This window comes from Paracoccus sp. SY, from assembly GCF_002901215.1.
Taxonomy (GTDB): domain Bacteria; phylum Pseudomonadota; class Alphaproteobacteria; order Rhodobacterales; family Rhodobacteraceae; genus Paracoccus; species Paracoccus acridae.
Genome location: NZ_NWMQ01000032.1, coordinates 13,789 through 38,107 on the forward strand (window position 1 = coordinate 13,789; position 24,319 = coordinate 38,107).

At 64.1% G+C, this 24,319-nt stretch carries 22 protein-coding genes and 2 riboswitches; of the genes, 13 read left to right on the forward strand and 9 right to left on the reverse strand.

The annotated features are described in order from the left end of the window. Nucleotide 1 precedes the first annotated feature (1 nt). Genes CK944_RS17120 through CK944_RS17140 form a run of 5 tightly spaced genes read right to left on the reverse strand, consistent with a single transcriptional unit; the run spans nt 2 to nt 6,298 of the window. Nucleotides 2-631, reverse strand: coding sequence for a precorrin-8X methylmutase (locus tag CK944_RS17120; RefSeq protein ID WP_103174292.1), 630 nt, complete (start codon nt 629-631; stop codon nt 2-4). Then, on the reverse strand, nt 621-1,724 hold the full coding sequence (locus CK944_RS17125; RefSeq protein WP_103174293.1) for a hypothetical protein: 1,104 nt from the start codon (nt 1,722-1,724) through the stop codon (nt 621-623). The genes CK944_RS17120 and CK944_RS17125 overlap by 11 nt, the downstream gene beginning before the upstream one ends. Further along, nucleotides 1,721-4,930: a cobaltochelatase subunit CobN gene (cobN, locus tag CK944_RS17130; protein ID WP_103174294.1), complete on the reverse strand. Its 3,210-nt coding sequence runs from the start codon at nt 4,928-4,930 to the stop codon at nt 1,721-1,723. Before cobN ends, CK944_RS17125 begins: the two co-directional genes overlap by 4 nt. Next, complete coding sequence (gene cobW, locus CK944_RS17135) at nt 4,930-5,946, reverse strand: cobalamin biosynthesis protein CobW (protein WP_103174295.1); 1,017 nt, start codon at nt 5,944-5,946, stop codon at nt 4,930-4,932. Before cobW ends, cobN begins: the two co-directional genes overlap by 1 nt. A 1-nt stretch (nt 5,947) precedes the next feature. After that, nucleotides 5,948-6,298: a DUF1636 domain-containing protein gene (locus CK944_RS17140; protein WP_103174296.1), complete on the reverse strand. Its 351-nt coding sequence runs from the start codon at nt 6,296-6,298 to the stop codon at nt 5,948-5,950. A gap of 124 nt (nt 6,299-6,422) precedes the next feature. Further along, a riboswitch (cobalamin riboswitch) is annotated at nt 6,423-6,633 on the reverse strand. Between the two features lie 37 nt (nt 6,634-6,670). Between CK944_RS17140 and cobO the strand changes: the two genes are divergently transcribed. From cobO to CK944_RS17155, 3 genes are all read left to right on the forward strand, one after another. Next, nucleotides 6,671-7,294 (forward strand): cob(I)yrinic acid a,c-diamide adenosyltransferase, encoded by a 624-nt coding sequence (cobO, locus tag CK944_RS17145; protein ID WP_103174297.1) that lies wholly within the window; start codon nt 6,671-6,673, stop codon nt 7,292-7,294. 11 nt (nt 7,295-7,305) lie between these two features. Then, nucleotides 7,306-8,739 (forward strand): cobyric acid synthase, encoded by a 1,434-nt coding sequence (locus tag CK944_RS17150; protein ID WP_103174313.1) that lies wholly within the window; start codon nt 7,306-7,308, stop codon nt 8,737-8,739. Between the two features lie 105 nt (nt 8,740-8,844). Then, a riboswitch (cobalamin riboswitch) is annotated at nt 8,845-9,063 on the forward strand. Nucleotides 9,064-9,092: 29 nt separating this feature from the next. Next, nucleotides 9,093-9,770, forward strand: a complete 678-nt coding sequence (locus tag CK944_RS17155) for an energy-coupling factor ABC transporter permease (RefSeq protein ID WP_103174298.1) — start codon at nt 9,093-9,095, stop codon at nt 9,768-9,770. Nucleotides 9,771-9,912: 142 nt separating this feature from the next. Here CK944_RS17155 and CK944_RS23300 read toward each other — a convergent pair whose 3' ends face one another. From CK944_RS23300 to CK944_RS17165, 3 genes are all read right to left on the reverse strand, one after another. Beyond that, nucleotides 9,913-10,065, reverse strand: a complete 153-nt coding sequence (locus CK944_RS23300) for a hypothetical protein (protein WP_158248037.1) — start codon at nt 10,063-10,065, stop codon at nt 9,913-9,915. Nucleotides 10,066-10,520: 455 nt separating this feature from the next. Next, on the reverse strand, nt 10,521-11,777 hold the full coding sequence (gene oiaX / locus CK944_RS17160) for a 3-oxo-isoapionate-4-phosphate decarboxylase OiaX (RefSeq protein WP_103174299.1): 1,257 nt from the start codon (nt 11,775-11,777) through the stop codon (nt 10,521-10,523). Then, nucleotides 11,774-13,132 carry a four-carbon acid sugar kinase family protein gene (locus CK944_RS17165; protein WP_103174300.1) on the reverse strand — a complete coding sequence of 453 codons (1,359 nt, stop codon included), beginning with the start codon at nt 13,130-13,132 and terminating at the stop codon, nt 11,774-11,776. The genes oiaX and CK944_RS17165 overlap by 4 nt, the downstream gene beginning before the upstream one ends. An 86-nt stretch (nt 13,133-13,218) precedes the next feature. On the opposite strand from CK944_RS17165, the gene CK944_RS17170 reads away from it, so the two are divergent. The 9 genes from CK944_RS17170 to CK944_RS17210 all read left to right on the forward strand — a co-directional run bounded on the left by CK944_RS17170 (nt 13,219) and on the right by CK944_RS17210 (nt 23,103). Continuing rightward, the gene (locus CK944_RS17170; RefSeq protein ID WP_103174314.1) at nt 13,219-14,049 is read left to right on the forward strand and encodes a phosphogluconate dehydrogenase C-terminal domain-containing protein; all 831 of its coding nucleotides are present in this window, start codon (nt 13,219-13,221) and stop codon (nt 14,047-14,049) included. Nucleotides 14,050-14,166: 117 nt separating this feature from the next. After that, entirely contained in the window at nt 14,167-15,108 is a 942-nt protein-coding gene (locus tag CK944_RS17175) for a D-ribose ABC transporter substrate-binding protein (protein WP_103174315.1), read from the forward strand. 74 nt (nt 15,109-15,182) lie between these two features. Beyond that, nucleotides 15,183-15,812: a DUF2291 family protein gene (locus CK944_RS17180; protein ID WP_239986126.1), complete on the forward strand. Its 630-nt coding sequence runs from the start codon at nt 15,183-15,185 to the stop codon at nt 15,810-15,812. Next, complete coding sequence (locus CK944_RS17185; protein WP_103174302.1) at nt 15,809-17,365, forward strand: sugar ABC transporter ATP-binding protein; 1,557 nt, start codon at nt 15,809-15,811, stop codon at nt 17,363-17,365. The genes CK944_RS17180 and CK944_RS17185 overlap by 4 nt, the downstream gene beginning before the upstream one ends. Then, a complete protein-coding gene (locus tag CK944_RS17190; RefSeq protein WP_103174303.1) occupies nt 17,362-18,420 on the forward strand; it encodes an ABC transporter permease in 1,059 nt (352 codons plus the stop codon). The genes CK944_RS17185 and CK944_RS17190 overlap by 4 nt, the downstream gene beginning before the upstream one ends. Nucleotide 18,421: 1 nt before the next feature. Beyond that, a complete protein-coding gene (locus CK944_RS17195; protein WP_103174304.1) occupies nt 18,422-19,444 on the forward strand; it encodes a Gfo/Idh/MocA family protein in 1,023 nt (340 codons plus the stop codon). Continuing rightward, complete coding sequence (locus tag CK944_RS17200; RefSeq protein ID WP_103174305.1) at nt 19,435-21,168, forward strand: hypothetical protein; 1,734 nt, start codon at nt 19,435-19,437, stop codon at nt 21,166-21,168. Before CK944_RS17195 ends, CK944_RS17200 begins: the two co-directional genes overlap by 10 nt. 27 nt (nt 21,169-21,195) lie before the next feature. Next, nucleotides 21,196-21,936: a transcriptional regulator NanR gene (locus tag CK944_RS17205; protein ID WP_103174306.1), complete on the forward strand. Its 741-nt coding sequence runs from the start codon at nt 21,196-21,198 to the stop codon at nt 21,934-21,936. Nucleotides 21,937-22,416: 480 nt separating this feature from the next. Further along, nucleotides 22,417-23,103 (forward strand): class I SAM-dependent methyltransferase, encoded by a 687-nt coding sequence (locus CK944_RS17210; RefSeq protein ID WP_103174307.1) that lies wholly within the window; start codon nt 22,417-22,419, stop codon nt 23,101-23,103. A gap of 108 nt (nt 23,104-23,211) precedes the next feature. Here CK944_RS17210 and CK944_RS17215 read toward each other — a convergent pair whose 3' ends face one another. After that, the gene (locus CK944_RS17215) at nt 23,212-23,739 is read right to left on the reverse strand and encodes a GlxA family transcriptional regulator (protein WP_103174308.1); all 528 of its coding nucleotides are present in this window, start codon (nt 23,737-23,739) and stop codon (nt 23,212-23,214) included. Nucleotides 23,740-24,001: 262 nt separating this feature from the next. Between CK944_RS17215 and CK944_RS17220 the strand changes: the two genes are divergently transcribed. After that, the gene (locus CK944_RS17220; RefSeq protein ID WP_371411673.1) at nt 24,002-24,262 is read left to right on the forward strand and encodes a sugar transferase; all 261 of its coding nucleotides are present in this window, start codon (nt 24,002-24,004) and stop codon (nt 24,260-24,262) included. The last annotated feature ends 57 nt before the right edge of the window (nt 24,263-24,319 follow it).

Below are 24,319 nucleotides of genomic sequence, written 5' to 3' on the forward strand. Positions count from 1 at the left end.
CCTACTCCCGCGCCGAGGCGAGCGCGTTGACCGCAGCCACCGTCATGGCCGAGCCGCCCGGACGCCCCTCGACGACGCACCACGGCACGGGGTTGTCCTGGATCAGCGCGGCCTTGGACTCCGCCGCGCCAACGAAACCCACAGGGCAGCCGATGATGGCGGCCGGACGGGGAAAGTCCGGCTCGGCCAGCCGGTTGAGAAGGTGGAACAAGGCAGTCGGCGCATTGCCGATGGCCACGACCGCGCCCTGCAGATGCGGTCGCCACAGCTCGATGGCCGCCGCCGAGCGTGTATTGCCCAACTCAAGCGCAAGGGCAGGCACGCGCGGATCCTGCAGGGTGCAGATGACCTGATTGTCCGCAGGCAGACGCGCCCGGGTCACCCCTTCTGACACCATGCGCACATCGCAGAGAATGGGCGCGCCCTCCTGCAACGCCTGACGCGCCGCCCGGGCGAAACCGGGGGAAAAGCGGATCAGGGACGCCAGCTCCACCATGCCCGCAGCATGGATCATGCGGACTGCGACAACCTCCTCCTCCGGCGAAAAGCGGGCCAGGTCCGCCTCGGCGCGGATGGTGGCGAAAGATGCGCGGTAGATGGCCGCGCCATCAGTTTCATAGCTATGAGCCAAGATGGCCTCTCATCATATCTGGAATGTCTATTCCGGTCAGTCCGCACAGAGCGGGCTTTCCCCCTGCGGGACCATTGAGGACCAGGTCGAAGCGCCCCTCGCGCCCTGTCAGGGTGACATGCGCCGGCGCGGGATGGGCGCAGCCCTTTCCACAGCCCGACACATGCAGATGCCGCCCTTCTGGCACAATGGCGGCGAGGTCTCGCGCCAGGGCGCGGGTCTCGACGCTGCTCGAGGCGCAGCCCGGCGCGCCGATACAGGCACTGACGCGCAGCAGCGGATGGCTGGGATCGGTCAGCCACAGCTCGCTGCGCGCATGACGTTCGGGCAGAACCGCCCGCCAAGGCGTCAGTCGCAGGGCGCTGCCCGTGAGTTCGGCCAGGATCTGCGAGGTCACTGCCCCGAAGGGCGCGAACAGAAGCGGAGCAGCACGCAGGATCTCGTCCAGGGGTGCCTGCGGGTCGGGTGCCGCATCCGCGTGGAGGGCGGGAACAATGCCTGCGGCCACTGCCTTCGCCATCCGGGCCTGCCCGCAGGAGGCAAACCAGTTCAGCAATTCGAGGATGCGTGCCATGGCCGCCTGCGGCTCGACGCGTTCGCCCCGGGCCATTCCATCGGCACGCAGCAGCAGATCTTTCCCGGCGCGTTCGATCCGGATATCCGCCGAGGCATCCTGCAGTGCCGGGCATTCCCCCGTGTCGATAGCAAAGCCAAACTTGGGCGGCAGATCGGGGGCGTTCAGCAACGCCTCCTCAAGTCTGCGGACAAGCTCCAGGGTTCCATCTCCCTCACGCCAGAAAGGCGTCGTCATGATGTTGCGCCTCGCTTCAACCCGAGGATCGGGATCCAGCAGGTCAAGCGCCTGCAGCCGGCGATGCACCTCGGGCAGGCTGCCTTCGCGGACGCCTCTCAACTGCAACGTCGCTCTCGATCCGAGATCAAGTTGCCCATTGCCGAAAGACTCGGAAATCCTGACCAGTCCGGTCCCTTGGTCCGGATCGAGGCGCGAACAATGCGGACGGACCCGCAGCAGCAGGCCATCGCCTGCCGGCATCGGGCGAAGCGCGCCGGGGCACCAGCCTTTGCGGGTCATGTGGGAAGCCTCGCGACAGAGTTGCGGCGCAGGTCGTGCCCGATCCCGAACTCGGCAAAGATTGCCTGCATCGCCGCCAGGGCACCCGGATTCTCCTCCGCGAGGAAATCCCGTACCTCGGCCGAGCCGAGGGTTGCTTCATGGTAAAGTGCGAAAAGATGCTCGGGAACGGCATGCGCCATCCGGGCAAAGGCCGCCATGTGCTCCAGCGTGGCCGCGATCTCGGCCGCGCCTCGGAAGCCGTGGCGCATCATTCCCGCCAGCCACCGGGGATTGGTGGCACGGGCCCGGACAACGCGGGCGATTTCCTCGGGAAGAAGCCGCGCGCGGGGCGTGTCGGGGCGCGTTGCGTCCAGATGGTAAAGCGCGGTCGGCCCCAGTCCCAGGGCAGCGCGGGCTGCGGCGAACCCGGCTTCATGCGCCGCGTAGTCCATCGCCAAAAGAAGATCAGTCTCGGGGAGGTCCTGCGACAGCACGAAGCCATCAGCCGCCCTGAGCCGCGCCTCGAGCACCGCGCGGTCGGGCGTGCCGTCGTGACCAAAGGCTGAAGTCTCCAGCCATGCCCTTCCTGCCGCCTCGGCGGTCATGTCGTCGGTGATGCCGGTGCCGAAGCGGCCCGGTGCAGGAGCGAAGACATGCGAGCCAGGGGCTGCTGCGACATAGGGGTTCATGTCCTCGGCCTCGTCCCGTGCGGCAAGTGCCGCGCAGCCTTGCTGGAACAGCACGACGAGGTCCGGGAACGTGTCGCGGAAAAGGCCCGATACCCGCAGCGTCACCTCGATCCGCGGTCGGTCCATCAATGCCAGCGGCGTGACCTCGAAGCCTGTGACGCGCTCGGAGGCCGCATCCCAGATCGGCATGAGTCCGGCAAGGTGCAGCGCCATGGCGAAATCCTCGCCTGCCGTCCGCATCGTGGCCGAGCCCCACAGGTTCACGACCAGACCCTGGGGATAGTCGCCGTGATCCTGCAGATGACGGCGCACGAGTTCCTCGGCCAGCCGGACGCCCTGGGGCCATGCCGCGCGCGAGGGCACCGCACGCGGATCAACCCCATAGAGATTGCGCCCCGTCGGAAGCACGTCAAGCCGTCCCCGATAGGGCGAGCCAGAAGGACCGGCCGCTATACGCTGCCCTGCAAGCGCCGCGTGGATCGCCGCGCGTTCCGACGCAAGGGACATCGGATCGCCCTGCGCCCTGCCCTTCTCGTCGGGGGTGCCTTCCCCCCAGACATGCAGGCCGTCGCCAAACTGGCTTTCCTTGAGATCGCAAACGAAGCGGTCGATGGCGGTGATCGCCTCGGCGGCTGAGGCACCGGTCTTGATCCCAAGTTCAGCCTCGAGATCATGCTCGCGCGCCTCGGCCCGGATTAGCGTGATCAACCTCAGACGGCGGGCCGGGTCCAACCCATCGGCGGTTGAATATTCGTCCAGCAGGCTTTCCAGCCTCAGCAGCCTTTCGGGCATCCCGGAGCTGACGAGTGGCGGCGGAAGATGGCCCAGCGTCAGCGCGCCCAGCCTGCGCCGGGCCTGCGCGGCCTCCCCAGGATCATTGACGATGAAGGGGTAAAGCACGGGCACGCCGCTGGTCAGCGCCTCGGGCCAGCAGTCCCGCGACAGGGCCGCAGCCTTGCCCGGCAGCCATTCCAGCGTGCCATGCGCGCCAACATGGATGATCGCATCGATTTTGGCACCATGCTTGAGCCAGAGGTAGTAGGACAGGTAATCGTGACCTGGCACATGTGACAGGTCGTGGTAATCGGCCTCTCGTGTGGCGGCCTTGCCCCGCTCAGGCTGCAAGGCCAGAAGCAGGTTGCCGGCCCAAAAGGCTTGGAACTCCGGTTCTGCAGCCATCTTGCCGTGCGCTTCTTCAAGGTTCCCGCGCAGGCATTCGGAAAGAGAGGACAGCGCATCTTCATAGGCCGTCAAGGACCAGCGAAGCCGCGTGGCCTTCAGGTCACGAAGGATGGTTTCGGACGTTATTTCAAGGCCAAGCTGCCGCGCAATGGCCGCCGCCGACGCCAGGGCGTCAAGCCCGACCGCATGGGCCATCCGCCATTCCTTGCCGGGATAGGTAGACAGGATAAGCGCCACGCGGCGTTCGGACGATGCCAGTTCCTGCAGACGCCGCCAGTTCATCACCCTGGTAACGACCGCATCAATCCGTTCCGCATCCGGGCTGTGACGCTGAAGCCCGAATTGTAGCGCCGGGTCGGTGTCCGTCATGTCCTTGAAGGAGATGACGCCCGCATTGATGCGTCCGTCCAGTTCAGGCAGCGCGACATGCATTGCAAGATCGGCGGCGGAAAGGCCGCGTTCCGACCCCTCCCATGCGGCACGATCAGAGGTCGCGTGAATGACCTGGAAGACAGGCACGCCCGGGGCATCGAGGGGCGACGCATCCCCTGCCCGCCCCGCAAAGGCGGTGGCGTTGACGATGGCTGCGGGTGCGAGCCGGGGCAGCATGGCCCGCAGCCAATCGGCCGCAGCTGCGTCCTTGAGGCTGGGAAGGAAAAGTCCCACGGCCTGCACATCCCGAGCCTCGAAGGCGCGGATCAGTGCGTTGATCGAGGCAGTGTCGGAGGCAGCCGCCCAAGCGCGATAGAAGGGAATGAGGACCAGAGGGCGATCATCCCGTTGAAACTCTTTGATGGGCCCTGGTTCGGGGTGCCAGAAGCCATGGTTCGGCAGCATCGTAGCGCCATGCGGCGGCGCCGTCTCCAGCCCCGCGGCCGAGGTGAGCAGGGCCAATGCATCATGAGCGGCAAGTTCGCCCCCGGCCTCGCACAGCTTCGTCAGGTGCCGCAGGGTGGAAACGGGCAGCGTCGAAGCCTCGTCGAGCACAGGGTCCGGCTGGCCGTCTGCCGGCAGGAAGGCCAGCGCGATCCCCTTCTCGCGCGCCATGCGGGAAAGCTCGTCCACGCCGTAGGGCCAATAGCTTCTGCCACCGATCAGGCGCACCAGAATGCCTTTGGCCGCCGGCAGGGTGCGCTCGGCATAGGTGTCGACGGACAGCGGATGGCGGAGGCGCGAGAGATTGGCCAGACGCAGGGTGGGCAGCTGGTCCCTGCCACGCCGCCAGCCTGCCGCGAAAGCTCCGAGGTCGCTGTCCGAAAAGGACAGCACCACCAGATCCGCAGGCGATTGCCCCAGATCCTCCGGCTGGGCGGTCTCATCCAACCCGTGGCTTTCGCGGAAGAGGACGTGCATCAGGCTAGCGCAGACCGGATGGCAACGGGGTCGACGTCTCCTTTTTGCGCAATCACGACAAGGCGTCCGTGTCGGGGCTGATCCCCCCACGGACGGTCGAACTGGTGGCGCACACGCGCACCTACGGCCTGAACCAGAAGCCGCAGCGGCTTACCCTCGACTGCGACATGGCCCTTGACCCGAAGGACCTTCTGCACTTCGGCCAGTGTCGCGATCTTGCTGGCCAATGCCTTGGGATCCGCCTGTTCGGGCAGGTCGATCACCACCGTGTCAAAGTCGTCATGGTCATGCTCCTCCTCGCCCTCGTGGTGCGAAGGACGTGCGGCCAGATCGTTCTCGGCCGCCGCGTTGATCCCCAGAACCACTCGGGGATCAATCACGCCCTCCGTCAGGGCCACCATGGGCAGCGGACGCGGTGCCTCGGCCGTGATGATCTCGCGGGCAGCAGCAAGACCCGCCTCGCCAGCCAGGTCAGCCTTGGAAAGCAGCACGATATCCGCACAGGCGATCTGGTCTTCGAACACCTCGGACAACGGTGTCTCGTGATCAAGCTCGCTTGCGTCGCCGGGATGCGCCGGATCGGGGGCAAAGCGGCCTGCCGCTACGGCCTCGGCATCGGCCACGGCAACCACGCCGTCGATGGTGATGCGCGAGCGCAGGTCCGGCCAGTCGAAGGCCTTGAGCAGAGGCTTGGGCAGGGCCAGCCCCGAAGTCTCGATCACGATATGGTCGGGTTTGGGGTCGAGCGCCAGAAGCCGCTCGATGGACGGGATGAACTCATCGGCGACGGTGCAGCAGATGCAGCCGTTGGTCAGCTCGACGATGTTCGCCTCGGGGCAGTTGGCATCGGCGCAGGCGCGGATCAGGTCGCCATCCACACCGACATCTCCGAACTCGTTGACCAGCACCGCCAACCGGCGCCCCTCGGGGTTCTGCAGCAGATGGCGGATCAGCGTCGTCTTGCCAGCCCCCAGAAATCCGGTGACGATGGTGACGGGGGTTTTTTCAAGTGACATTTCAGACCTCGATCGGGGGAATGCGGGCAATGGTGTTCTTGCGGATCACTTCGGGACGGGAGCGCCAGGGCACGATGCCATCTGGCGTCGCGGCATAGGCGCGGGCCATCTCGGCCACGTCGTCCGGATGCAGGTCAGGATCCAGTCCCCCCTGCACATAGGTCCAGCGGCCAGGTCCACGGAACACGACAACGCAGGAGCGCTCGCAGGCCGAAAAACATTCCTGTCGGTCATGAGGCACGCCGCGCGCGGAAAGCGCATCGGACAGCCGCGCCCCGTCACGCGGGCCCTGCGGATCGGTGCCGTCGCGCCTGCAGGTGATGCAGACCGTCAGCGCATTCATCTTGGCCATCTGCCCTCCCGGCAAGCCAATGGACGCGGGAGCAAGGATTTGCGCGCAGGACATGCGAAAGCCTGATGGCCGCCGTCATGGCTTGCACACGGTTCACCCCGACCGCAACACAATGCGAATGCGAAATCTCGCACCGCACGCTGGCAGGTCTCCCGGCTTGCGGATGACGGGGATTTTCCCCGACGGTCACCCGACCTTCCCAGGCTGTTCGGCCCAGTGGCATCCGGGTGACCTCTCCGGTCACGGTCGCGGGGGCGGCTGCGCTTTGCTGGAAACCAGCTATCGCATTCCCTCTTAGCTCGCGCTGTGCGAGAACCAACGATGCACGAGGGAAGCCACGAGACCGCCTCGCTTGTCAAGAGAAAGGGAGCCATGCCGACAGGAACAGTCCCCAATGAGGCCGCGCGCCATGCCGAGAAGAAGGCCCGGATCAAGGCGGCCCGCGACCGGATGATGGCAGAGAAGACCGGCGAGAAGGGCCTGATCCTGGTGCTGACAGGCCCGGGAAAAGGCAAATCGTCCTCGGCCTTCGGCATGGTGATGCGGGCGATCTCGCATGGGATGCCGGTGGCGGTCGTTCAGTTCATCAAGGGCGCGATGGCGACGGGTGAGCGGGATCTCCTGCTGACCCATTTCCCCATCCTTTGCGAGTTCCATACCATGGGTGAAGGCTTTACCTGGGAAACCCAGGACCTGGAGCGTGATCGTGCCGCCGCCGCCCGTGCCTGGGCCAAGGCGAAAGACCTGATCCGGGACGAACGCAACCGGATGGTTCTTCTGGACGAGATCAACATCGCCTTGCGCTATGACTATCTCGACATCGCCGAGGTCGTGGACTTCCTCCGGTCCGAGAAGCCCGAGATGACCCATGTTCTGCTCACGGGCCGCAATGCCAAGCCTGACCTGATCGAGATCGCCGATCTGGTGACGGAAATGACAGTTGTGAAGCATCCCTTCCGACAGGGAATCAAGGCTCAGGCGGGGATCGAGTTTTGACACATGCGCTGATGCTCCAGGGAACCGGATCGAACGTCGGAAAATCCCTGCTTGTTGCCGGCCTCTGCCGGGCGGCCGTGCGGCGCGGTCTGTCCGTGCGCCCCTTCAAGCCGCAGAACATGTCGAACAACGCTGCCGTGACAGTGGATGGCGGCGAGATTGGCCGCGCGCAAGCTCTTCAGGCGCTTGCCTGCGGTGTCGAGTCCCACACCGACATGAACCCGGTCCTGCTGAAACCCGAGACGGACATCGGCGCGCAGGTCATCGTGCAGGGAAAGCGGCGCGCCACCCTGAAGGCCCGCGACTACGCGCGACTGAAGCCGAAGCTGATGACGCCGGTTCTGGAAAGCTTCGAGCGGCTGAAGGCCGAGGCTGATCTGGTTATCGTCGAAGGCGCGGGCAGCCCGGCCGAGATCAACCTGCGCCAGGGAGACATCGCCAACATGGGGTTTGCCGCGGCCGCAAATATTCCCGTGGTGCTCATCGGCGACATCGATCGCGGGGGTGTCATTGCGCAACTGGTCGGATCCAGGATCGTCCTCGACCCCGAGGATGCCGCACGCATCAAGGGTTTCATCGTCAATCGATTTCGCGGCGACCCCTCGCTCTTTGACGACGGCTATCGGATGATCGCCGAGCAGACCGGCTGGCCGGGTTTCGGTGTGCTTCCATGGTTCGCCAGGGCCACGCTGCTTCCTGCCGAGGACGCGCTCGACCTGCAGCCTTTTGGGGAAGGTGCGATCAAGATTGCCTGGCTCGCCCTGTCCCGCATTGCGAATTTCGACGATCTCGATCCCTTGAAAACGCATCCCGGCGTCAGGCTCGAAATGGTTCGGCCGGGACAAGCCATTCCAGGCGATGCTGCGGTGGTTATTATTCCGGGCACGAAGTCTACCCGGGCCGACCTTGCCTTCCTGCGCGCACAGGGGTGGGACATCGACCTCAAGGCCCATCACCGCCGCGGCGGTCGCATACTGGGGATATGTGGCGGGTTCCAGATGTTGGGCAACAGCATTGTGGATCCACATGGCATCGAAGGAGAGGCCGGTGAAACCGAGGGTCTTGGCTACCTGGATGTCCAGACGGTGCTGGCAGCCGACAAGCGCCTGACCCGCGTAACCGCCGTCCATGCTCTTTCCGGCCTGCAGGTCGCGGGTTACGAGATCCACCTGGGCAGAACCGAAGGGATCGGTTGCCTGCGCCCCTTTGCCCATATCCACGATTGCCCGGACGGTGCGCGTTCGCGGGATGGACGGGTAGAGGGAACCTATTTGCACGGGCTGTTCACATCGGACCCGTTCCGCAATGCCTGGCTTCAAGGCCTGGGCGCAAGAACAAGCCCCTTTTCCTATGCCGCAGAAATCGACACGGTGCTTGACGAGCTTGCCCTCCATATCGAGGCCCATCTTGAAGTGGAGGAGTTGTTGAGGCTGGCGCAGGTGTAAGGCTTGGAACTGGCCTTCGCTTGCTCCCTCAACGAACCTGTATCCGAAAGAGGTGTGCAGCGTCGGTCACGAGGCGCAGATCCTGCTTGACGCATGACAACCAAGGCGCCCACAAGGGGCCATGGCGTTCGGTCGGCACAACCCGACTGGACTTAATCGGGAATGGGGAACGGGCATTCCGCAAGGATGCTCCAAGCCTCAACCGCCCCCGCGACTGTGTGCGGAGAGCGGCCTTCCAAGAAGCCACTGGTCCGATGGACTGGGAAGGGGGAAGGCTGCTGTGACCCGCAAGTCAGGAGACCGGCCATGCAGGAAATGTCAAACGCTGTCGGTGGGACGGCAAGGAGAGACGGATGCATATCGAACCAGGCCTCGTTGATGGGGCCAAGATTTTTCTGAGCTATGTCACTGCGGCGGGCGCTGGCGCCTATGCGCTTCAGCGTGGCTGGATCACGTTGCGCGAGCAGGGTGTGGCTTCCTTCGCCGGGCGTGCTATTGCGAGCACGGCCTTGGTATTTTCCTTCTTCGAGATACTGCCACACTTTCCGGTCGGCGTGTCGGAGGTCCATCTCATTCTCGGGTCGACACTGTTCCTGATCTTCGGTGTGGCGCCTGCTGCGTTCGGCCTCGCTTTGGGGCTGCTCTTGCAGGGGCTGCTGTTCGCACCCTTCGACCTGCCCCAATACGGCATGAACTTGACCACCCTGCTGGTGCCGCTTTTTGCACTTGAGGCTCTCGCCCGCCGCATCATTCCATCCGGCATGGCCTATGTGGATCTGAGCTATGGCCAGGTGCTGTCGCTGTCTCTGGCCTATCAGGGCGGCATCGTGGCCTGGGTGGCATTCTGGGCCCTTTACGGTCAAGGCCTGACTTCAGCCAACCTGGCAGCCATCAGCACATTTGGTGGCGCCTACCTTCTTGTGGTCCTGATCGAGCCGTTGGTTGATCTTCTGGTCCTCGGCAGCGCCAAGGCAATCCGGGGTCTCAAGGGGTCGAAATGGGTCACCCCACGCCTGCACTCGGCTGCCTGATCTCTGTCCAGGTTAGGGTTTTTCCTATCCAGAAACACAGCCCCTCAGGCAAGACCTCGTTCCTAAGCCCTGCCGTACGGCAGGGCTTTTTGCTGAAACCTCTGAGTGCAGGTCCAAAACAAGTTTGCGGCCTGGCGGGTTTTTAGAAGGCGTGAAGCGTGCCTGATGCTATCAACACGACATGCAGGTGAATGTCATACTTCTTGGCCAGCTCAGCCGTGGTCAACTCCTCGCGAATGGCTTCCAGAGGCAAAGTCGCTTTCAATTTGGCCGAATAACGCTTCCGTTTCGTCATGCGAATCGGTCCTTCGTCAATCGCCAAAGCTTAACGACTGGTCCGAATTCCTGCGACCACCTCTCTCTATGACGGTCAACACGCGCGATCGATCAGCTTGCGCACGGATGCCCTAGTGATCTGGCGCACCCCTGATGTCGTCATAAGGGCAACAGGTCTTTAAGAGTTCGCCTCCAAAGAATGGCCAAGGAATTTAGACTTTCCTCAACCGACTTGACCAGCCAAGTCGTACAAGTGCCGCAGCAGATTCTAACGGGTATTATGGAATATTAGCTGAGAACCCGGCAACTCAATTGACTAGTGGGCGATCATTCGATCGCCTTCAGCTTCTCACCGATCCTGACCAAACCGTCCGTTCATAGCTCGTCGCCACCGGGAAGCCTTGAGCCGCCGCTTCTTAATGTCAATCCGCGACATCGGCATCGCGCTTTCCAATCACGAAAGATTCTCGGTTTCTATCCTGGCAGTTCACTTCCCCACTTCGCCAGCGATGCCGCAAGGTCTGTGTCATTTGCCGCGGCTTGCTGCAGACTTTCGCCATCAGCCGCGGCCTGCCAAGCCCGACGGATCGCCCGCACGCCAGCCGCCGCGCCGTGGGGATGACCATGAATGCCGCCTCCCCCGAGATACATCAGGTCCAGCGTTCGGCCAGTGCGCTGATACGTGTCCACCGCCTGCCCGCCCCATTGGCCTGAGCAGACCACTGGAAGCGGGCGGTCGGCATCAGAGAATATAGGTGTCATCACATCGTGGAAGGATTTGACGAAGCTGTTATCCGGCTCCCAGTATTTTGCCTGTATCCCATTGATTTGGAACTGATCGACACCCAGCAGGCGCCATATCTTCTGATAGGCGCGGAATTCCATCCCCAAGGCGGGGTGGCGGGTCAGGATGTCCCATCCGTTCCGGTGCGCATGCAGGCACAAGGCCGACCGCTTGCGCAGAAATGCCATGCCGCCATGCCCGATGGAGTTGATATTGACCACTGCCGCATTTCCGCCTCGGGCCGCGACATGGTCATGGTCGCGCATCATCCGGTCAGGATCGGCCGAGGAGATGCCGAAGGCATACATCACCCGCTTGCCGGTCCGGTCGGCATGGCGCTCGATCACCGGCATGATCGCGTCGACGCGCGCCGCCAGCGGCGAATAGCCCGGCGACATTAGCTTTTCGTCGTCCTTGATGAAATCGACGCCGGCCTCGCAGAGCGTCTGGACAACCTCCGCCGTATCCTCGGGCGAGAGGCCAAGCGAGGGCTTGATGATCGAGGCGATCATCGGCCCCTCCTCTACCCCCATCAGACAGCGCGACCCCTCGATGCCGAATTGCGGGCCGGGATGGCAGGCGAAGGCTGGCGGCAGGTGGAAATCCATGACGCGCATGCCGGTCAGACCACGGATGGCGTAAACGCCGCCCACGGTGATCGTCATCAGGGCAGCGATGTCGGTGCCGATGGCGTCCAGCGGCCAGGCGATAGTCACATCGGCGCGGCGGAAGGGTCCGGGCATGTCGGTCGGGAAACCGGGGGTTTCCGCGTCGGGCAGCGGTTCGATCCGCTCGACACGGGCGGCATAGCGGGTCTTCAGCGCCTCGGTTTCGCCGGGCAGTTTGGTAAAGGTGCCCGTTGACTGGTCGGCGGCGATCTTCTGCGCCATCGCCTCGATGCTGCCGGGCGTCTCGATGCGATAGGTGACGCGAATGTGGTCGGTCATGCTGTTGTCCTCTTTGATCCGCCGCCGTCACGGATCCAGCCGAAATAGTCTTCCGAACCCATCTGCCCGCCTTTCAGAGCAATCTCGAGGCCATCATGAGGACCGCTACCGAAGGCCTGACACAGCGCTGCGCCAGGGATGGTCGGCGCCTTTGCGACCAAGGCCGACAGCCCAAGCTGCCGCATCCCATGTCCCGAGGTATCCCCGCCCGAGATCACCGCGCGTCGGATCCCCGTGGCGCGGAGCGTGGCGTCCAGAATGCGGCCCAGGGCTTCCCCGATGCGGCGATTGGCGGTGGTTCCATCCATACCACTACGAGCCAGGGCTGTGCGATAGGCCTCAACCTGCGGGCCTTCGCCGGATGCGGAATGGACCAGCGGGCTTTGACCCGCTTGGGCGGCGGCAATGGCGGCTTGGGTCAGGCGCCGCTCTTCCTCCGCCAAATCGGCATCGCTGCCGGTGACGGCGCGGGCGTCGAAGGGCAAGAGGGCAAAGCCGTTCCGCCCGGCCCAATCCAGCTGCCGCGCCGTGGTGGGCGAGACGGAGCCCGACACCGCCATGATCCGCCCTGCACGCGGTAAGCCGCCCGGCGCATCCACCCGCGGGATCGTGCCGCTGTCCTGCCAATGGCGGACCAGCGCGTATTCCACGCCCTGGCTTCCTGCGACAAATCCCAAGTCGGCGCGGTTCTCCCAGATCAGCCGGCCTGCGGCGGTTTCGCTGGCAGGTTCCATGCTGTCAATCGACAGAATTCGTGCCCCTGAAGCCAGGGCTGCCTGCAAGGCCTGCGGATCGGCCAACGCCTCAAGGTCGATCAGCGCCGACCGCAGGTCGGTCTGCGTTGACAGGTGCCCCAGCAGGTCGGATTCGGGCATTGGTGTGACTGGGTGGCGCGACATGACCGGGTGGCGGTCCAGCCGGAACACCCCGTCCAGCGTGCCCGCGAACAGGTGCCCGAAAGCCTGATACCGCCGCATCTGCGGTGCGGCAGTCAGCAGCGGCACGGCCTTGGCAGGACGCACGCGCAAGCCGATCTCAATCGCCGCGCCAATGGAGCCGCTATCGGGCGAGGAGTCGAATGTCGAGCAGATCTTGTAATGCAGGATCGGCGCCCGCAGCGCGTCCAGCCAGCCGAACAGCACGGGCAAGTTCTGCGCCATCCAAGCCGGGTCATGGCTGCGCGCCGTCGTGGCGATCCCCACGCCGCGGCAGCCCGCGAACCGCGCCGCCAAGTTCGGCGAGGGAATGTCGGTGAACAGAACCGAGGACAGTCCTGCGAAATGCAGCACCTCCATCACCGCCGCCGATCCCGTGAAGTCGTCACCCAACCATGTGACCCACGGCGCCTCAGGCATCGCGTCCTCCTCTTGACAGCGCAATCCTGTTATTATCTCATCATACCAGTTTGGCAAGGATGATTCCTGCCTGGGAGGAGAACCAGATGACGAAAGTTGCCCTGTTCGGGGCTGGCGGCAAGATGGGCGTGCGCCTGTCCACGAACCTTGCCAAGACCGATTTCGAAGTGGCCCATGTCGAGGTCAGCGACGCAGGCCGCGAACGGCTGAAAACGGAACTGGGCTTCGACACCGTCAATGCCGACGTGGCGCTGGAAGGCGCCGAGGTCGTAATCCTGGCGGTGCCCGACACCGTGATCCGCAAAGTCGCCGCATCCGTGGTGCCGCAGGTCGCGCCCGGCACGATGATCGTGATCCTGGATGCCGCAGCACCCTTCGCGGGCCACCTGCCCGAACGCGCGGACATCACTTATTTCGTAACCCACCCCTGCCACCCGCCGATTTTCAATGACGAGGCTACGCCTGAGGGACGGGCTGATCATTTCGGCGGCGTCGCGGCCAAGCAGGGCGTGGTCAACGCACTGATGCAGGGTCCGCGCGAGCATTACGAGTTGGGCGACCGCATCGCCCGCGCCATCTATGCCCCTGTCGCCCGCAGCTATGAGGTCACGGTCAAGCAGATGGCCATGCTGGAGCCGGGCCTGTCGGAGACGGTCGTGGCCTCGCTTCTGGTCGTCATGCGCGAGGCGATGGACGAGGTCGTGGCGCGCAGCGGCGTCAGCAAGGAATGTGCCCGCGACTTCCTGCTGGGCCACATGAATATCTTGGCCGCCGTGATTTTTGAAGAACGGCAGGGCGCCTTCTCTGACGCCTGCAACAAGGCCATCGAGTTCGGCAAGCCGATGCTGATGCGTGACGACTGGAAGAAGGTGCTCGAATGGGACGAGGTTGCTGCCAGCATTGAGCGGATCACCTGAAGAAAAATCGGGAATCATTATCTCATCATACCTGTTGACAGAATGGTGATTCCCCCGCAGCTTGAAACGGTCAGAGAGGAACCGGCAGAAGTCCGGCTGACCTTATGGGAGGAAAACATGAAACTGACCCGCCGGCTGATGATCTCAGCCTTTGGCCTTGCCATGACCGTGGCCATGCCGTCCTTCGCGACGGCCGAGGGCACCATCGCGATCATCACACCCAGCCATGACAATCCCTTCTTCAAAGCCGAAGCTGTGGGCGCCGAGGCGCGCGCCAAGGAGCTGGGCTATGACACAGTGATCATGGTCCACGACGATGATCCAAACAAGCAGCTTGAGCTGTTCAACACCGCCATCGGGCAGGGCGTAAAGGCGATCATTCTGGACAACGCGGGCGCCGACGCCACCGTGGCCGCCGTTCAGTCCGCCAAGGACGCAGGTATCCCGTCCTTCCTGATCGACCGCGAGATCAAGGAATCCGGCATCGCCGTCAGCCAGATCGTGTCCAACAACTATCAGGGGGCGCAGCTGGGGGCCGAAGAATTCGTCCGCCTGATGGGCGAGACCGGCAAATATGCCGAGCTTCTGGGCCGCGAGGCGGACACGAACGCGGGCATCCGGTCGTCCGGCTATCACGACATCATCGACCAGTATCCAGACATGGAGATGGTGGCCCAGCAGACCGCCAACTGGTCGCAGACCGAGGCCTATACGGTCATGGAAACGATTCTGCAGGCTAACCCAGACATCAAGGGCGTGATCTCGGGCAACGACACCATGGCCATGGGTGCCTGGGCCGCGCTTGAGGCGGCGGGCCGGACGGATGTGATTGTGGTGGGTTTCGACGGTTCGAACGACGTGCGCGACAGCATCAAGGCGGGCGGCATCAAGGCGACCGTGCTGCAACCGGCTTACCGCCAGGCGCAACTGGCCGTGGAACAGGCGGATGCCTATCTGAAGAACGGCTCGACTGGCGTGGATGAAAAGCAGCTGATGGACTGCATCCTGATCAATGCCGACAATGCCGACAAGCTGGAAACCTTCGCCCTGGCGGAGTGACCGCGACCCGGCCCGGCCCGGCACCCGCGCCGGGCCGTTTTCCCATACCCCCGGAGTCCCGCATGAAGCGCGCGATGACCGCGATCCTTGGCCTGTCCCTGGGCCTGACGGCGCTTGGCGCCTGCAAGATCGTCCCGAACCCCGAACCCGGCAGCGAAAACGCGGCGTCTCAGACCGACGAGGAGCGGATGGCCGCAAAGGCGGGCGAGATCTACGCCGCCCAACTGGTGCCCTATGTCGCCCAGAAGGCCATTGACCTGCCGGTGCTGACCGCCGCTCTGCAAGGCGGGTATGAGGCCGCGGGCAAGGCTCACGGCGTGCGCCCGCAGGCCGAGGGCAGCCCTTGGAACTTCCTGGTCAAGGGCCGGGGCACTGTAGTCCAGACCAATCGCGAATCCCGCGCCGCGACCATGACGCTCGATGCGACCGGTGACGGACAGGCCGACGTCACCATCCAGCTTGGCCCGGTCATCAAGGGCACCGCACTGCGCGATGCGGCGGATTTCATCGTCTTCACCGACTATCGCGACCAGATCGAATTCGCGAAACTGGCCCGCGCGCTGAACGACCGGGCGCATGGGGCGATCACGCTGCCCGAGGGCGACCTGACCGGCAAGACCTTCCGCTTCGAAGGCGCGACGACGCTGCGAAGCGCCACCGATCCGATCCTGGTGGTCCCGACCCTGCTGGAAGCCGCGCCATGACCCACCCCATCGGCCTGCAGATCCGGGGCGGCACCAAGGTCTATCCCGGCACCCGCGCGCTGAAGGGCGTCGATTTCGACCTCCGCATGGGCGCGGTCAACGTGCTGGTCGGTGAAAACGGCGCAGGCAAGTCCACGATGATGAAGGTCATTGCCGGGGTCGAGCAGCTGACCGAGGGCCAGATCCTGATGGATGGCCAGCCGGTGCATTTCAGCGGCACCGACGACGCCCGCCGCCACGGCATCGGCATCGTGTTCCAGGAACTGAACCTGTTCCCGAACATGACGGTGGCCGAGAACATCTTCATCAACCGCGAAATCACGCGCGGCCGCATCGACATCGACACCGCCGCACAGCGCGAGGCCACGCGCGCCCTGATGCGACGCCTGGAACATGACATCGACCCCGACACGATGGTTGGCGACCTGCGCGTGGGTCAGCAGCAGATCGTCGAGATCGCGAAAAGCCTGGCGCAGGACGCGCGCATCCTGATCCTGGACGAGCCAACCTCGGCGCTGTCCACCGCCGAGGTCGAGATCCTGTTCCGCGTCATCGCCGACCTTAAACGGCAGGGGGTGGGCATCGTCTATATCTCTCACCGTCTGGAAGAACTGATCCGCATCGGCGACTACATCACCGTGCTGCGCGACGGCGCGATCACCGGCGCGCGGTCGATGGAAGGCGTCGATGTGGACTGGATCGTCCGTGCCATGATCGGCGAGGCGTCCCGCGACTTCGCTAAGGACATCGACCACCCCTATGGCCCCGAGGTCTTCCGGGCCGAAGACGTGACCCTGCCCCGCCTAGGCGGCGGCCTTGCCGTCGATCACGTCGGCATGTCCTTGCGCGCGGGCGAGATCCTGGGCGTCTATGGCTTGATGGGCGCGGGCCGCAGCGAGTTCCTGGAATGCGTGATCGGCCGCCACCCCCATGCTGGCGGGCGCATCTTCGTGGACGGCAAGCAGCTTCGCACCCGCACCGTTTCGGGTCGCATCCGGTCGGGGATCGCGCTGATCCCCGAGGATCGCAAGAACGACGGGTTGGTCCAGATCCTGTCGATCCGCGAGAACATGACACTGTCGTCATTAGGCGAATTTACCACCGGATTCCACATGAACCTGGGCGCCGAGCGCGGCACGGTACGCGATTTCGTGCGTCGCCTGACGGTCAAAATCGCGTCAATGGAAAACCCCGTTTCCAGCCTTTCGGGCGGCAACCAGCAGAAGGTCGTCATCGGCAAGGCGCTGATGACGAAACCCAAGGTGCTGCTGATGGACGAACCCTCGCGCGGCATCGACATCGGCGCCAAGGCCGAGGTCTTCCGCACCATGCGCAAGCTGGCCGCCGAGGGGCTTGGAATCGTCTTCGTCACCTCGGACATGGAGGAACTCATGGCGCTGTCCGATCGCATCGTCGTCATGTCGAACGGCCGGGTTACAGGCGAATTCGACCGCAAGGACGCGACCGAGACCCTTGTCATCGCCGCCTCCGCCAAGGGGCACGCGCCTGATCCAATCAAGAATTTGGCCCCATCCAAGGAGCATGTCGCATGACCCATGCCGCCACCCATGCCGCGCCGCAGGCCGGGTCCGCCAACCTGCTGCTGGTGCTGCTTAAGGCCCGGACCTTCATCGCGCTAATCTTGGTCTTTACCTTTTTCGCCTTTGCCGCACCCAATTTCCTGTCAACGGCGAACATGGTCATCATGTCAAAGCATGTCGCGCTGAACGCCTTTCTGGCGATCGGGATGACCTTCGTGATCATCTCGGGCGGGATAGACCTTTCGGTGGGATCGATCGTGGGCCTTTGCGGCATGGTCGCGGGCTGGCTGGTGCTTTACGGCATCGACCTTGGCCTCGGCTGGTCGATCCAGTTCAACACGGTCGAGATCTGCCTGATCGTGATGGTCGTGGGCGTGCTGATTGGGGCGGTCAATGCCTTCCTGATCACCAAGCTGAACGTCGCGCCCTTCATCGCCACGCTTGGCACGCTTTATGTCTGCCGGGGCGCGGCGATGCTGTTTTCCGACGGCCGGACTTTCCCGAACCTGAACGGCAACCCTGAATACGGATCCGACACCTTCCGGCTGATCGGGGCGGGAAATGTGCTGGGCCTGCCGATCTCGATCTGGATGCTGATCGTGGTGGCGCTGATCGCCGGCTATATCGCGCGCCGCACGCCGCTGGGGCGATATATCTATGCCGTTGGCGGCAACGAACGCGGCGCGGCGCTGTCTGGCGTGAAGGTCAACCGCATCAAGTTCTTCGTCTACATGTTCAGCGGGCTTTGTGCGGCGCTTGTGGGGCTGATCATTTCTTCGCAACTGGTCGCTTCGCATCCTGCGACCGGCCAGGCCTTCGAGCTGAACGCGATTGCGGCGGCCGTTCTTGGCGGCACGTCCATGTCGGGCGGGCGCGGGCGGATCGGCGGCACCATCGTCGGCGCCTTCGTGATCGGCGTGCTGTCGGACGGGCTGGTGATGATGGGCGTCTCCTCCTTCTGGCAGACGGTCATCAAAGGGCTTGTCATCATCGCCGCCGTGGTGGTCGATCAGGCGCAGCAGAAACTGCAGGCGCGGGTTGCGCTGCAGGCGGAAGCAGGGAAGTAGGATGAAGGGTGCCTTGATCGGCTGCGGGTTCTTTGCGCAGAACCAGATGCATGGCTGGGTCGGGATCGAGGGCGTGGCGATCGTGGCCGTCTGCGACAGGGACGAGACCCGGCGCAACGAGACGGCGGCCCGCTTCGGCGCCCGCCCTTATGCCGACGCGGCCGAGATGCTGGCGGCGGAAGCGTTGGACTTCGTGGACATCGCGACCACCGTCGCCTCTCACCGATCCTTGGTGGAACTGGCGGCAAAGGCTGGTGTCCATGTCATCTGCCAAAAGCCCTTCGCCGAGACGATGGAGGATGCCCGCGCCATGGTCGGTGCCGTCGATGCGGCGGGAAAGACCCTGATGGTGCACGAGAACTTCCGCTGGCAATCGGCGGTCCGCGCCGCTATCGAAGCCGTCCGGGGCGGCGCGATCGGGGTGCCCTTCTTCGGGCGCGTCAGTTTCCGTTCGGGATACGACGTGTTCTCGGGCCAGCCCTATCTGGCCACCGATCCGCGCTTCATCATCCAGGATCTGGGCATCCATATCCTCGACGTGGCCCGCGCGCTGTTCGGCGACGTGGCGACGCTGTCGGCCACCACGCGGCGGATCAACCCCAACATCCGAGGCGAGGATGTCGCGACCATGCTGCTGGAGCACACGAGCGGCGTGACCAGCGTGGTCGATTGCTCCTATGCGACCAAACGCCAGCCCGAGACCTTCCCGGAAACATTGCTGGAAATCGACGGCGACAAGGGCACGTTGCGGCTGGATGCGGGATACCGGCTGGTGATCCAGACGGATGGAGAGGAGGTCCGCGACGTGGCCCCTCCGGTCCTGCCCTGGGCGGAACGGCCCTGGCACAACATCCAGGAAAGCGTCCAGATCATCCAGCAGCATTTCATTGATTGCCTGCGGAATGCAACACAGCCCGAAACCTCGGGGCATGACAACCTGAAAACGCTGGCCCTGGTCGAGGCGGCTTATCGCTCCGCCGCCGACCGCTCGCGCATCGACATGCGGGCGCCGGAATGGACCTGACCGCGCTCTACGGCACCGACAAGCCGCCGCGCCGGGGTGAGGTGCTGCGTGCTGGCGAGGCGCAGGTGACGGTGGAAGCCGGGCAGCTGCGCCACCTGCGCGTGGGCGGGACCGAGGCGATCCGCGCCGTCTCCTTCCTGGTCCGCGACCGGGACTGGGGTACGGTGGAACCCGTGATCACAGGCCAGTCGATAGATGGCGGGCGCGTCACCTATGCCGCGCGTTATGACATGGACAGGGGCAGTCTCGACGCGCGGATTACGCTCACCCTGACGCCCGACAGCCTAGCGGCCGAGGTGGTGGCGGTGGCCCATGGCACCGTGGAAACCAACCGGGCGGGCTTCACCGTCCTGCACCCGATCGAGGGCGTGGCGGGCGCCCCGGTCTGCGTCGGCCATCCCGGCGGGGTTGAGGACACACATTTCCCGACGCTGATCGCACCCTGGCAGCCCTTCAAGGACATCACCTCGCTGACTCATCAGGCGGGCGGGCTGCGCGTCGAATGCCTGCTTGAAGGCGATGTGTTCGAGATGGAGGATCAGCGCCAATGGGGCGACGCGTCTTTCAAGACCTACAACCGTCCGCTGGCCCTACCTTGGCCCTATGTGATCGCAGAGGGGGAAGAACTGCGGCAGGCAGTGCGGATTGCGTGGAGCCCGGTTCCAGTTCCCGAGCCGTTCGCGCCGATCCGCACACAGGTTTCCGGCACGGTTTTCCCCCAGACCGCGCTTTTGCTGGCCGCTGACGAGGCTCGCCGTGCCGCCGCCAATCCCGATGACCTGCACCGGGTCGGTGCGCAGCGGGTGCTGTGCCATTGGGACATCGCCGCCGGACACGGACTGGCAGACCTGCAAGCCTTTGCGGCCCTGCAAGCCGCCTTGCCAAACCTCGACTATGACCTGGAACTGATCGCCGCATGCCCGCCTGACGGCGACCTGGATGCGGAATTCGCCGGCTATGCCGCTGGTGTGGCGGCGTCCGGGCTGCAAATAGCGTCGGTGATGATCTGTCCCTCGGTAGACCGGCAATCGACACCGCCGGGATCGGAATGGCCCCCCTGCCCGCCTCTGGAGGCGATCCATGCCGCCGCCCGCAAGGCTTTCCCGGGCGTGACCTTGGGTGGGGGCATGGCCAGCTTCTTTCCCGAGCTGAATCGCAAGCGTCCACCCGTCGATGCCTGGGATTTCGTGACCCACGGCCTCTGCCCCATCGTCCATGCCGCCGACGACCTGTCGGTGATGGAGACGCTGGAGGCCGTGCCGCATATCCTTGCCTCGGCCCGTGCAATCATTGGAGATCGGGACTATCGGCTGGGACCATCGACCATCGCGATGCGCCAGAACCCTTATGGCAGCCGCACGATCCCGAACCCCGACCGCGACCGGGTCTGCATGGCCGATGACGACCCCCGCCAGGACGGTGCCTTCGCGGCGGCCTGGACAATAGGGCTGGCCGCAAGCATCGCGCCCGCAGGCGTCACCGTCTGGACGCCCGCCGCGCTTTACGGTCCGCGCGGGCTGATCCGCGACGATGGCAGCCCGCGCCCCGTGGCAGCCGTGGTGCAGGCGCTGGCGGCGCTGGCGGGCCAGCCGGTGCGCCTCGCGACCTTGGCCGATGGCCGGGCGGAAATGGCTTTCGAAGAAACTGTCATGACCGCCAACTTGACGCCGGACGGCCCCGCGCCCTTCGGCTGGCAAAGCCGTCCGCCTTCGCCTAAGTCCTGATCAAAGACCGCAGCCAAGGGCCACGCCATGAAACATGACCTCCATGCCAGCCCCGACCGGATCACCCGCCGCAAGCTGTCCGACCAGGTCTTCGACCGGCTGCGCGAGATGATGGCCAGCGGCGAGCTTCCCGCCGGCGCGCCGATGCCCTCCGAACGCGACCTGATGGAGCGTTTCGGCGTCGGCCGCCCCGCCGTGCGCGAGGCGCTTCAACACATGCAGACGATGGGCTTGATCACCATCAGCCATGGCGAACGCAGCCGCGTAAACGAGTTGTCCGCAGGCAGCGTGCTGGAACGTGTGGACGACGTGGCACGGATGCTGCTGTCTTCCGAACCTGAGCAGTTGGAGCATCTGAAGCAAGCCCGGCGCATGTTCGAATGTGGGCTGGTGCGGGTCGCGGCCGAGAACGCCACCGCCCAGGACGTGCGCGACCTACGCGAATTGGTTGGCGAACAGCGCGCCCGCACCGGCGATCCTGCGGCCTTTGTCACCGCCGATATGGCGTTTCACAGCCGCATCGCCCAGATTTCGGCCAACCCGATCCTGGTTGCGACCAGCCAATCCATGTTGCGGTGGCTGTTCCAGTATCACGGCGTCCTTCTGCACTGGTCCGGCAGGGAAAAGATCACCTTGCACGAACATGACGACATCGTGGATCTGATCGCCGCACGTGACGCGGATGGTGCAGTGGCGGCAATGCAGGCGCACCTAGACAGATCAAATCCGCTCTATCTGCACGCGAATGCCACCAATCGTGCCGACTGAATGGAGTTTAGCAGTCGGGTTATCCGAATAGAATGCGGGCCGGGTCAGGAATGAGGCAGGCGCCCCGCACAGGCTCTGCTACAAGGCGATCTACCAGTGTGTTTACTCTGCCGAGGATCAGTCATCACAGCCGAACTCCTTCGACAAGCGCTTCGCCCCCTAGCCCAGTTCATGCAGCCGCATCATCGCGGCCACCTCCTCTGCCCGAAGCATCTCCTCTCCCCGCATCGACCTTGATCGTGCCGGGAACTCTGAAGCAGCGCCCCTCATCTGTCCCTCCTCTCAGAAATCCGAGGGGGTCAGTTCTTGGATCCGTCAGGGGGGTCAGTTTGTCAGTTCGGGTGACAAGCAGAACAGTAGAAGCCGTCCACAGATCGCTAGATGACGGCCGGCAGTGCATCTGCAATATCCCTTGACTGAGGCGGCTCCGTTATCGAAGTCCAGACAACTCCAGCAAGAACGTTGGTCGCGGAGTAGAGAATGGATATCAAGACGAACAAAGAGAGCCCGTTCGCCAGTGCCCGAGCTGTCGCTGGCTACCTAGATCAAACACCGCTGAAGGTGCCCGGGCTGGCTGATCTACATCGAATGACAATGCTCCTTTTGAGCGAGCGGGCGCAGCAGGACGCCCGTATCCTGGTCATCGGTGCAGGCGGGGGTATGGAGGTGAGGGCTCTCGGCGAGGCTCAGCCCAGCTGGTCCTTCGTCAGCGTTGATCCGTCTGCTTCGATGCTGGACCTGGCAAGCCAGAGCCTCCAGTCCATGCTGGATCGGGTGCAACTTCAGAAGGGGACCATAGATGTGGTGTCCGAAGTCGGATTTGATGGCGCGACCTGTCTTCTCACGCTCCATTTTCTTGACAGAAGTGATCGGCGGCACACGCTGAAGGAAATCCGCCGGCGTTTGAAGCCGGGTGCAAGACTGGTCGTGGCGCATCACACTTCCGGAGGTGGCAACGCCGTTCAGTGGTTGACGCGATCGGCGGGCTTCTCTGACCGGACAGGCTCTGATTGGGACAGAGCACTTCATTCGGGAAAAGCAATGGCTGAGGCCTTGCCTATCCTTGCTCCGGCCGAGGAGGAGGACCTGCTGAGGGATGCAGGCTTTGTCGACGTCGAGCTTTTCTACGCGGCCTTTTCGTTCAGGGGATGGGTGGCCACAGCATAAATAATCTAAGGCTGCTCACAGTTGCCTAGGGACAGGCAGTCTAGCCGCTGCAAGACGCCGGACCATCTGTGACCCGGTTCGCCTGCTTCCTTGCTCAGATGCGGTCCGTTAGGCTCCGGCTGCTCGGCCGATGGCAAACCGCTGGCGATAGAAGTTGGGAGCAACACCTGTCAGCCTCTGGAACACCTTTCGGAAGGCCGCGGCGTCATTGTAGCCAACGGACCAGGCAATCTGGTCCACGGGTTGATTGATCAGCTCCAGGGCATCGCGCGCCTTCATGACGCGCACCTGCTGGAGATATTCGGTCGGCCGCAGCCCGGTGGCCTTCTGGAACCGGCGCAGGAAAGTGCGATCGGTCAGGCCGGCCAGGGCCGCCATCTCGGCCACGCTTTGCGGCTCGGCATGGCGGGCGTGAAGATCGTGCTGCACGCGGCGGATAGCGGCGTCGCGGTGATCCAGCTTCGGCAGGAAGGCCTTGTAGACATGCTGGTGGCGCCGCGGCGGGTCGATCAGCAGGAACCGCGCGGTTGCCAGCATGACGCCGGGGCCCAGAAGCCGCTCGACAAGGACCAGCCCCAGATCGGCCCAGGCAAGGATGCCGCCCGCCGTGATGATGTCCCCCTCATCGATCACCATGTTTTCCGTTGCCACTTCGACATCGGGACAGCATCCCGACAGAGTTTCGGCGAATGCCCAATGGGTAGGCTGTTAATTTCCACCCAGAAGTGACCCAGGCTGAAGTGAACCCCTCGGGCTGGACCACATTGCACCATCCGAACTAAGCCGCCTTCTGGGCGAACAGGGTTTCGAACTCCTCGGGGGTTTGGTAGCCGAGAGCTGAGTGTAGTCTTTTCGAGTTGTAGATCTGCTCGATGAACATCGGCAAGCGAGCGGCTACATCGGCGTCCTCGCCGGTCACATGAGCCTGGTTGGTCCCCGGCCCATGTTTCCTGAACAGCAGGCCCTCTATCCTGGCTCCAGCTACTATGGACTGCGGCCGGGCCTCACCGGCCTGTGGCAGGTCTCGGAACGCAACCAGTCCACATTCGCCTCTCGCGCCATGTATGACGACAGCTACGATCGTTCGATCAGCCTGCGCACGGATGCCCTGGTTGTCTGGCGCACCGTTGGCGTCGTGCTGAGGGCGACAGGCCTCTGATCCCTGTCATGAAGGGTTGACGACAGGCCCAGATTTCCAAAAGACGCTCACCTGCCC

What these genes read in the sequence shown, in the direction of transcription:
- CK944_RS17125 (WP_103174293.1), bottom strand. Translation starts at nt 1,724, where the DNA reads ATGACCCGCAAAGGCTGGTGCCCCGGCGCGCTTCGCCCGATGCCGGCA.
- cobN (WP_103174294.1), bottom strand. Translation starts at nt 4,930, where the DNA reads ATGCACGTCCTCTTCCGCGAAAGCCACGGGTTGGATGAGACCGCCCAG.
- cobW (WP_103174295.1), bottom strand. Translation starts at nt 5,946, where the DNA reads ATGTCACTTGAAAAAACCCCCGTCACCATCGTCACCGGATTTCTGGGG.
- CK944_RS17140 (WP_103174296.1), bottom strand. Translation starts at nt 6,298, where the DNA reads ATGGCCAAGATGAATGCGCTGACGGTCTGCATCACCTGCAGGCGCGAC.
- cobO (WP_103174297.1), top strand. Translation starts at nt 6,671, where the DNA reads ATGCCGACAGGAACAGTCCCCAATGAGGCCGCGCGCCATGCCGAGAAG.
- CK944_RS17150 (WP_103174313.1), top strand. Translation starts at nt 7,306, where the DNA reads ATGCTCCAGGGAACCGGATCGAACGTCGGAAAATCCCTGCTTGTTGCC.
- CK944_RS17155 (WP_103174298.1), top strand. Translation starts at nt 9,093, where the DNA reads ATGCATATCGAACCAGGCCTCGTTGATGGGGCCAAGATTTTTCTGAGC.
- CK944_RS23300 (WP_158248037.1), bottom strand. Translation starts at nt 10,065, where the DNA reads ATGACGAAACGGAAGCGTTATTCGGCCAAATTGAAAGCGACTTTGCCT.
- oiaX (WP_103174299.1), bottom strand. Translation starts at nt 11,777, where the DNA reads ATGACCGACCACATTCGCGTCACCTATCGCATCGAGACGCCCGGCAGC.
- CK944_RS17165 (WP_103174300.1), bottom strand. Translation starts at nt 13,132, where the DNA reads ATGCCTGAGGCGCCGTGGGTCACATGGTTGGGTGACGACTTCACGGGA.
- CK944_RS17170 (WP_103174314.1), top strand. Translation starts at nt 13,219, where the DNA reads ATGACGAAAGTTGCCCTGTTCGGGGCTGGCGGCAAGATGGGCGTGCGC.
- CK944_RS17175 (WP_103174315.1), top strand. Translation starts at nt 14,167, where the DNA reads ATGAAACTGACCCGCCGGCTGATGATCTCAGCCTTTGGCCTTGCCATG.
- CK944_RS17180 (WP_239986126.1), top strand. Translation starts at nt 15,183, where the DNA reads ATGACCGCGATCCTTGGCCTGTCCCTGGGCCTGACGGCGCTTGGCGCC.
- CK944_RS17185 (WP_103174302.1), top strand. Translation starts at nt 15,809, where the DNA reads ATGACCCACCCCATCGGCCTGCAGATCCGGGGCGGCACCAAGGTCTAT.
- CK944_RS17190 (WP_103174303.1), top strand. Translation starts at nt 17,362, where the DNA reads ATGACCCATGCCGCCACCCATGCCGCGCCGCAGGCCGGGTCCGCCAAC.
- CK944_RS17195 (WP_103174304.1), top strand. Translation starts at nt 18,422, where the DNA reads ATGAAGGGTGCCTTGATCGGCTGCGGGTTCTTTGCGCAGAACCAGATG.
- CK944_RS17200 (WP_103174305.1), top strand. Translation starts at nt 19,435, where the DNA reads ATGGACCTGACCGCGCTCTACGGCACCGACAAGCCGCCGCGCCGGGGT.
- CK944_RS17205 (WP_103174306.1), top strand. Translation starts at nt 21,196, where the DNA reads ATGAAACATGACCTCCATGCCAGCCCCGACCGGATCACCCGCCGCAAG.
- CK944_RS17210 (WP_103174307.1), top strand. Translation starts at nt 22,417, where the DNA reads ATGGATATCAAGACGAACAAAGAGAGCCCGTTCGCCAGTGCCCGAGCT.
- CK944_RS17215 (WP_103174308.1), bottom strand. Translation starts at nt 23,739, where the DNA reads ATGGTGATCGATGAGGGGGACATCATCACGGCGGGCGGCATCCTTGCC.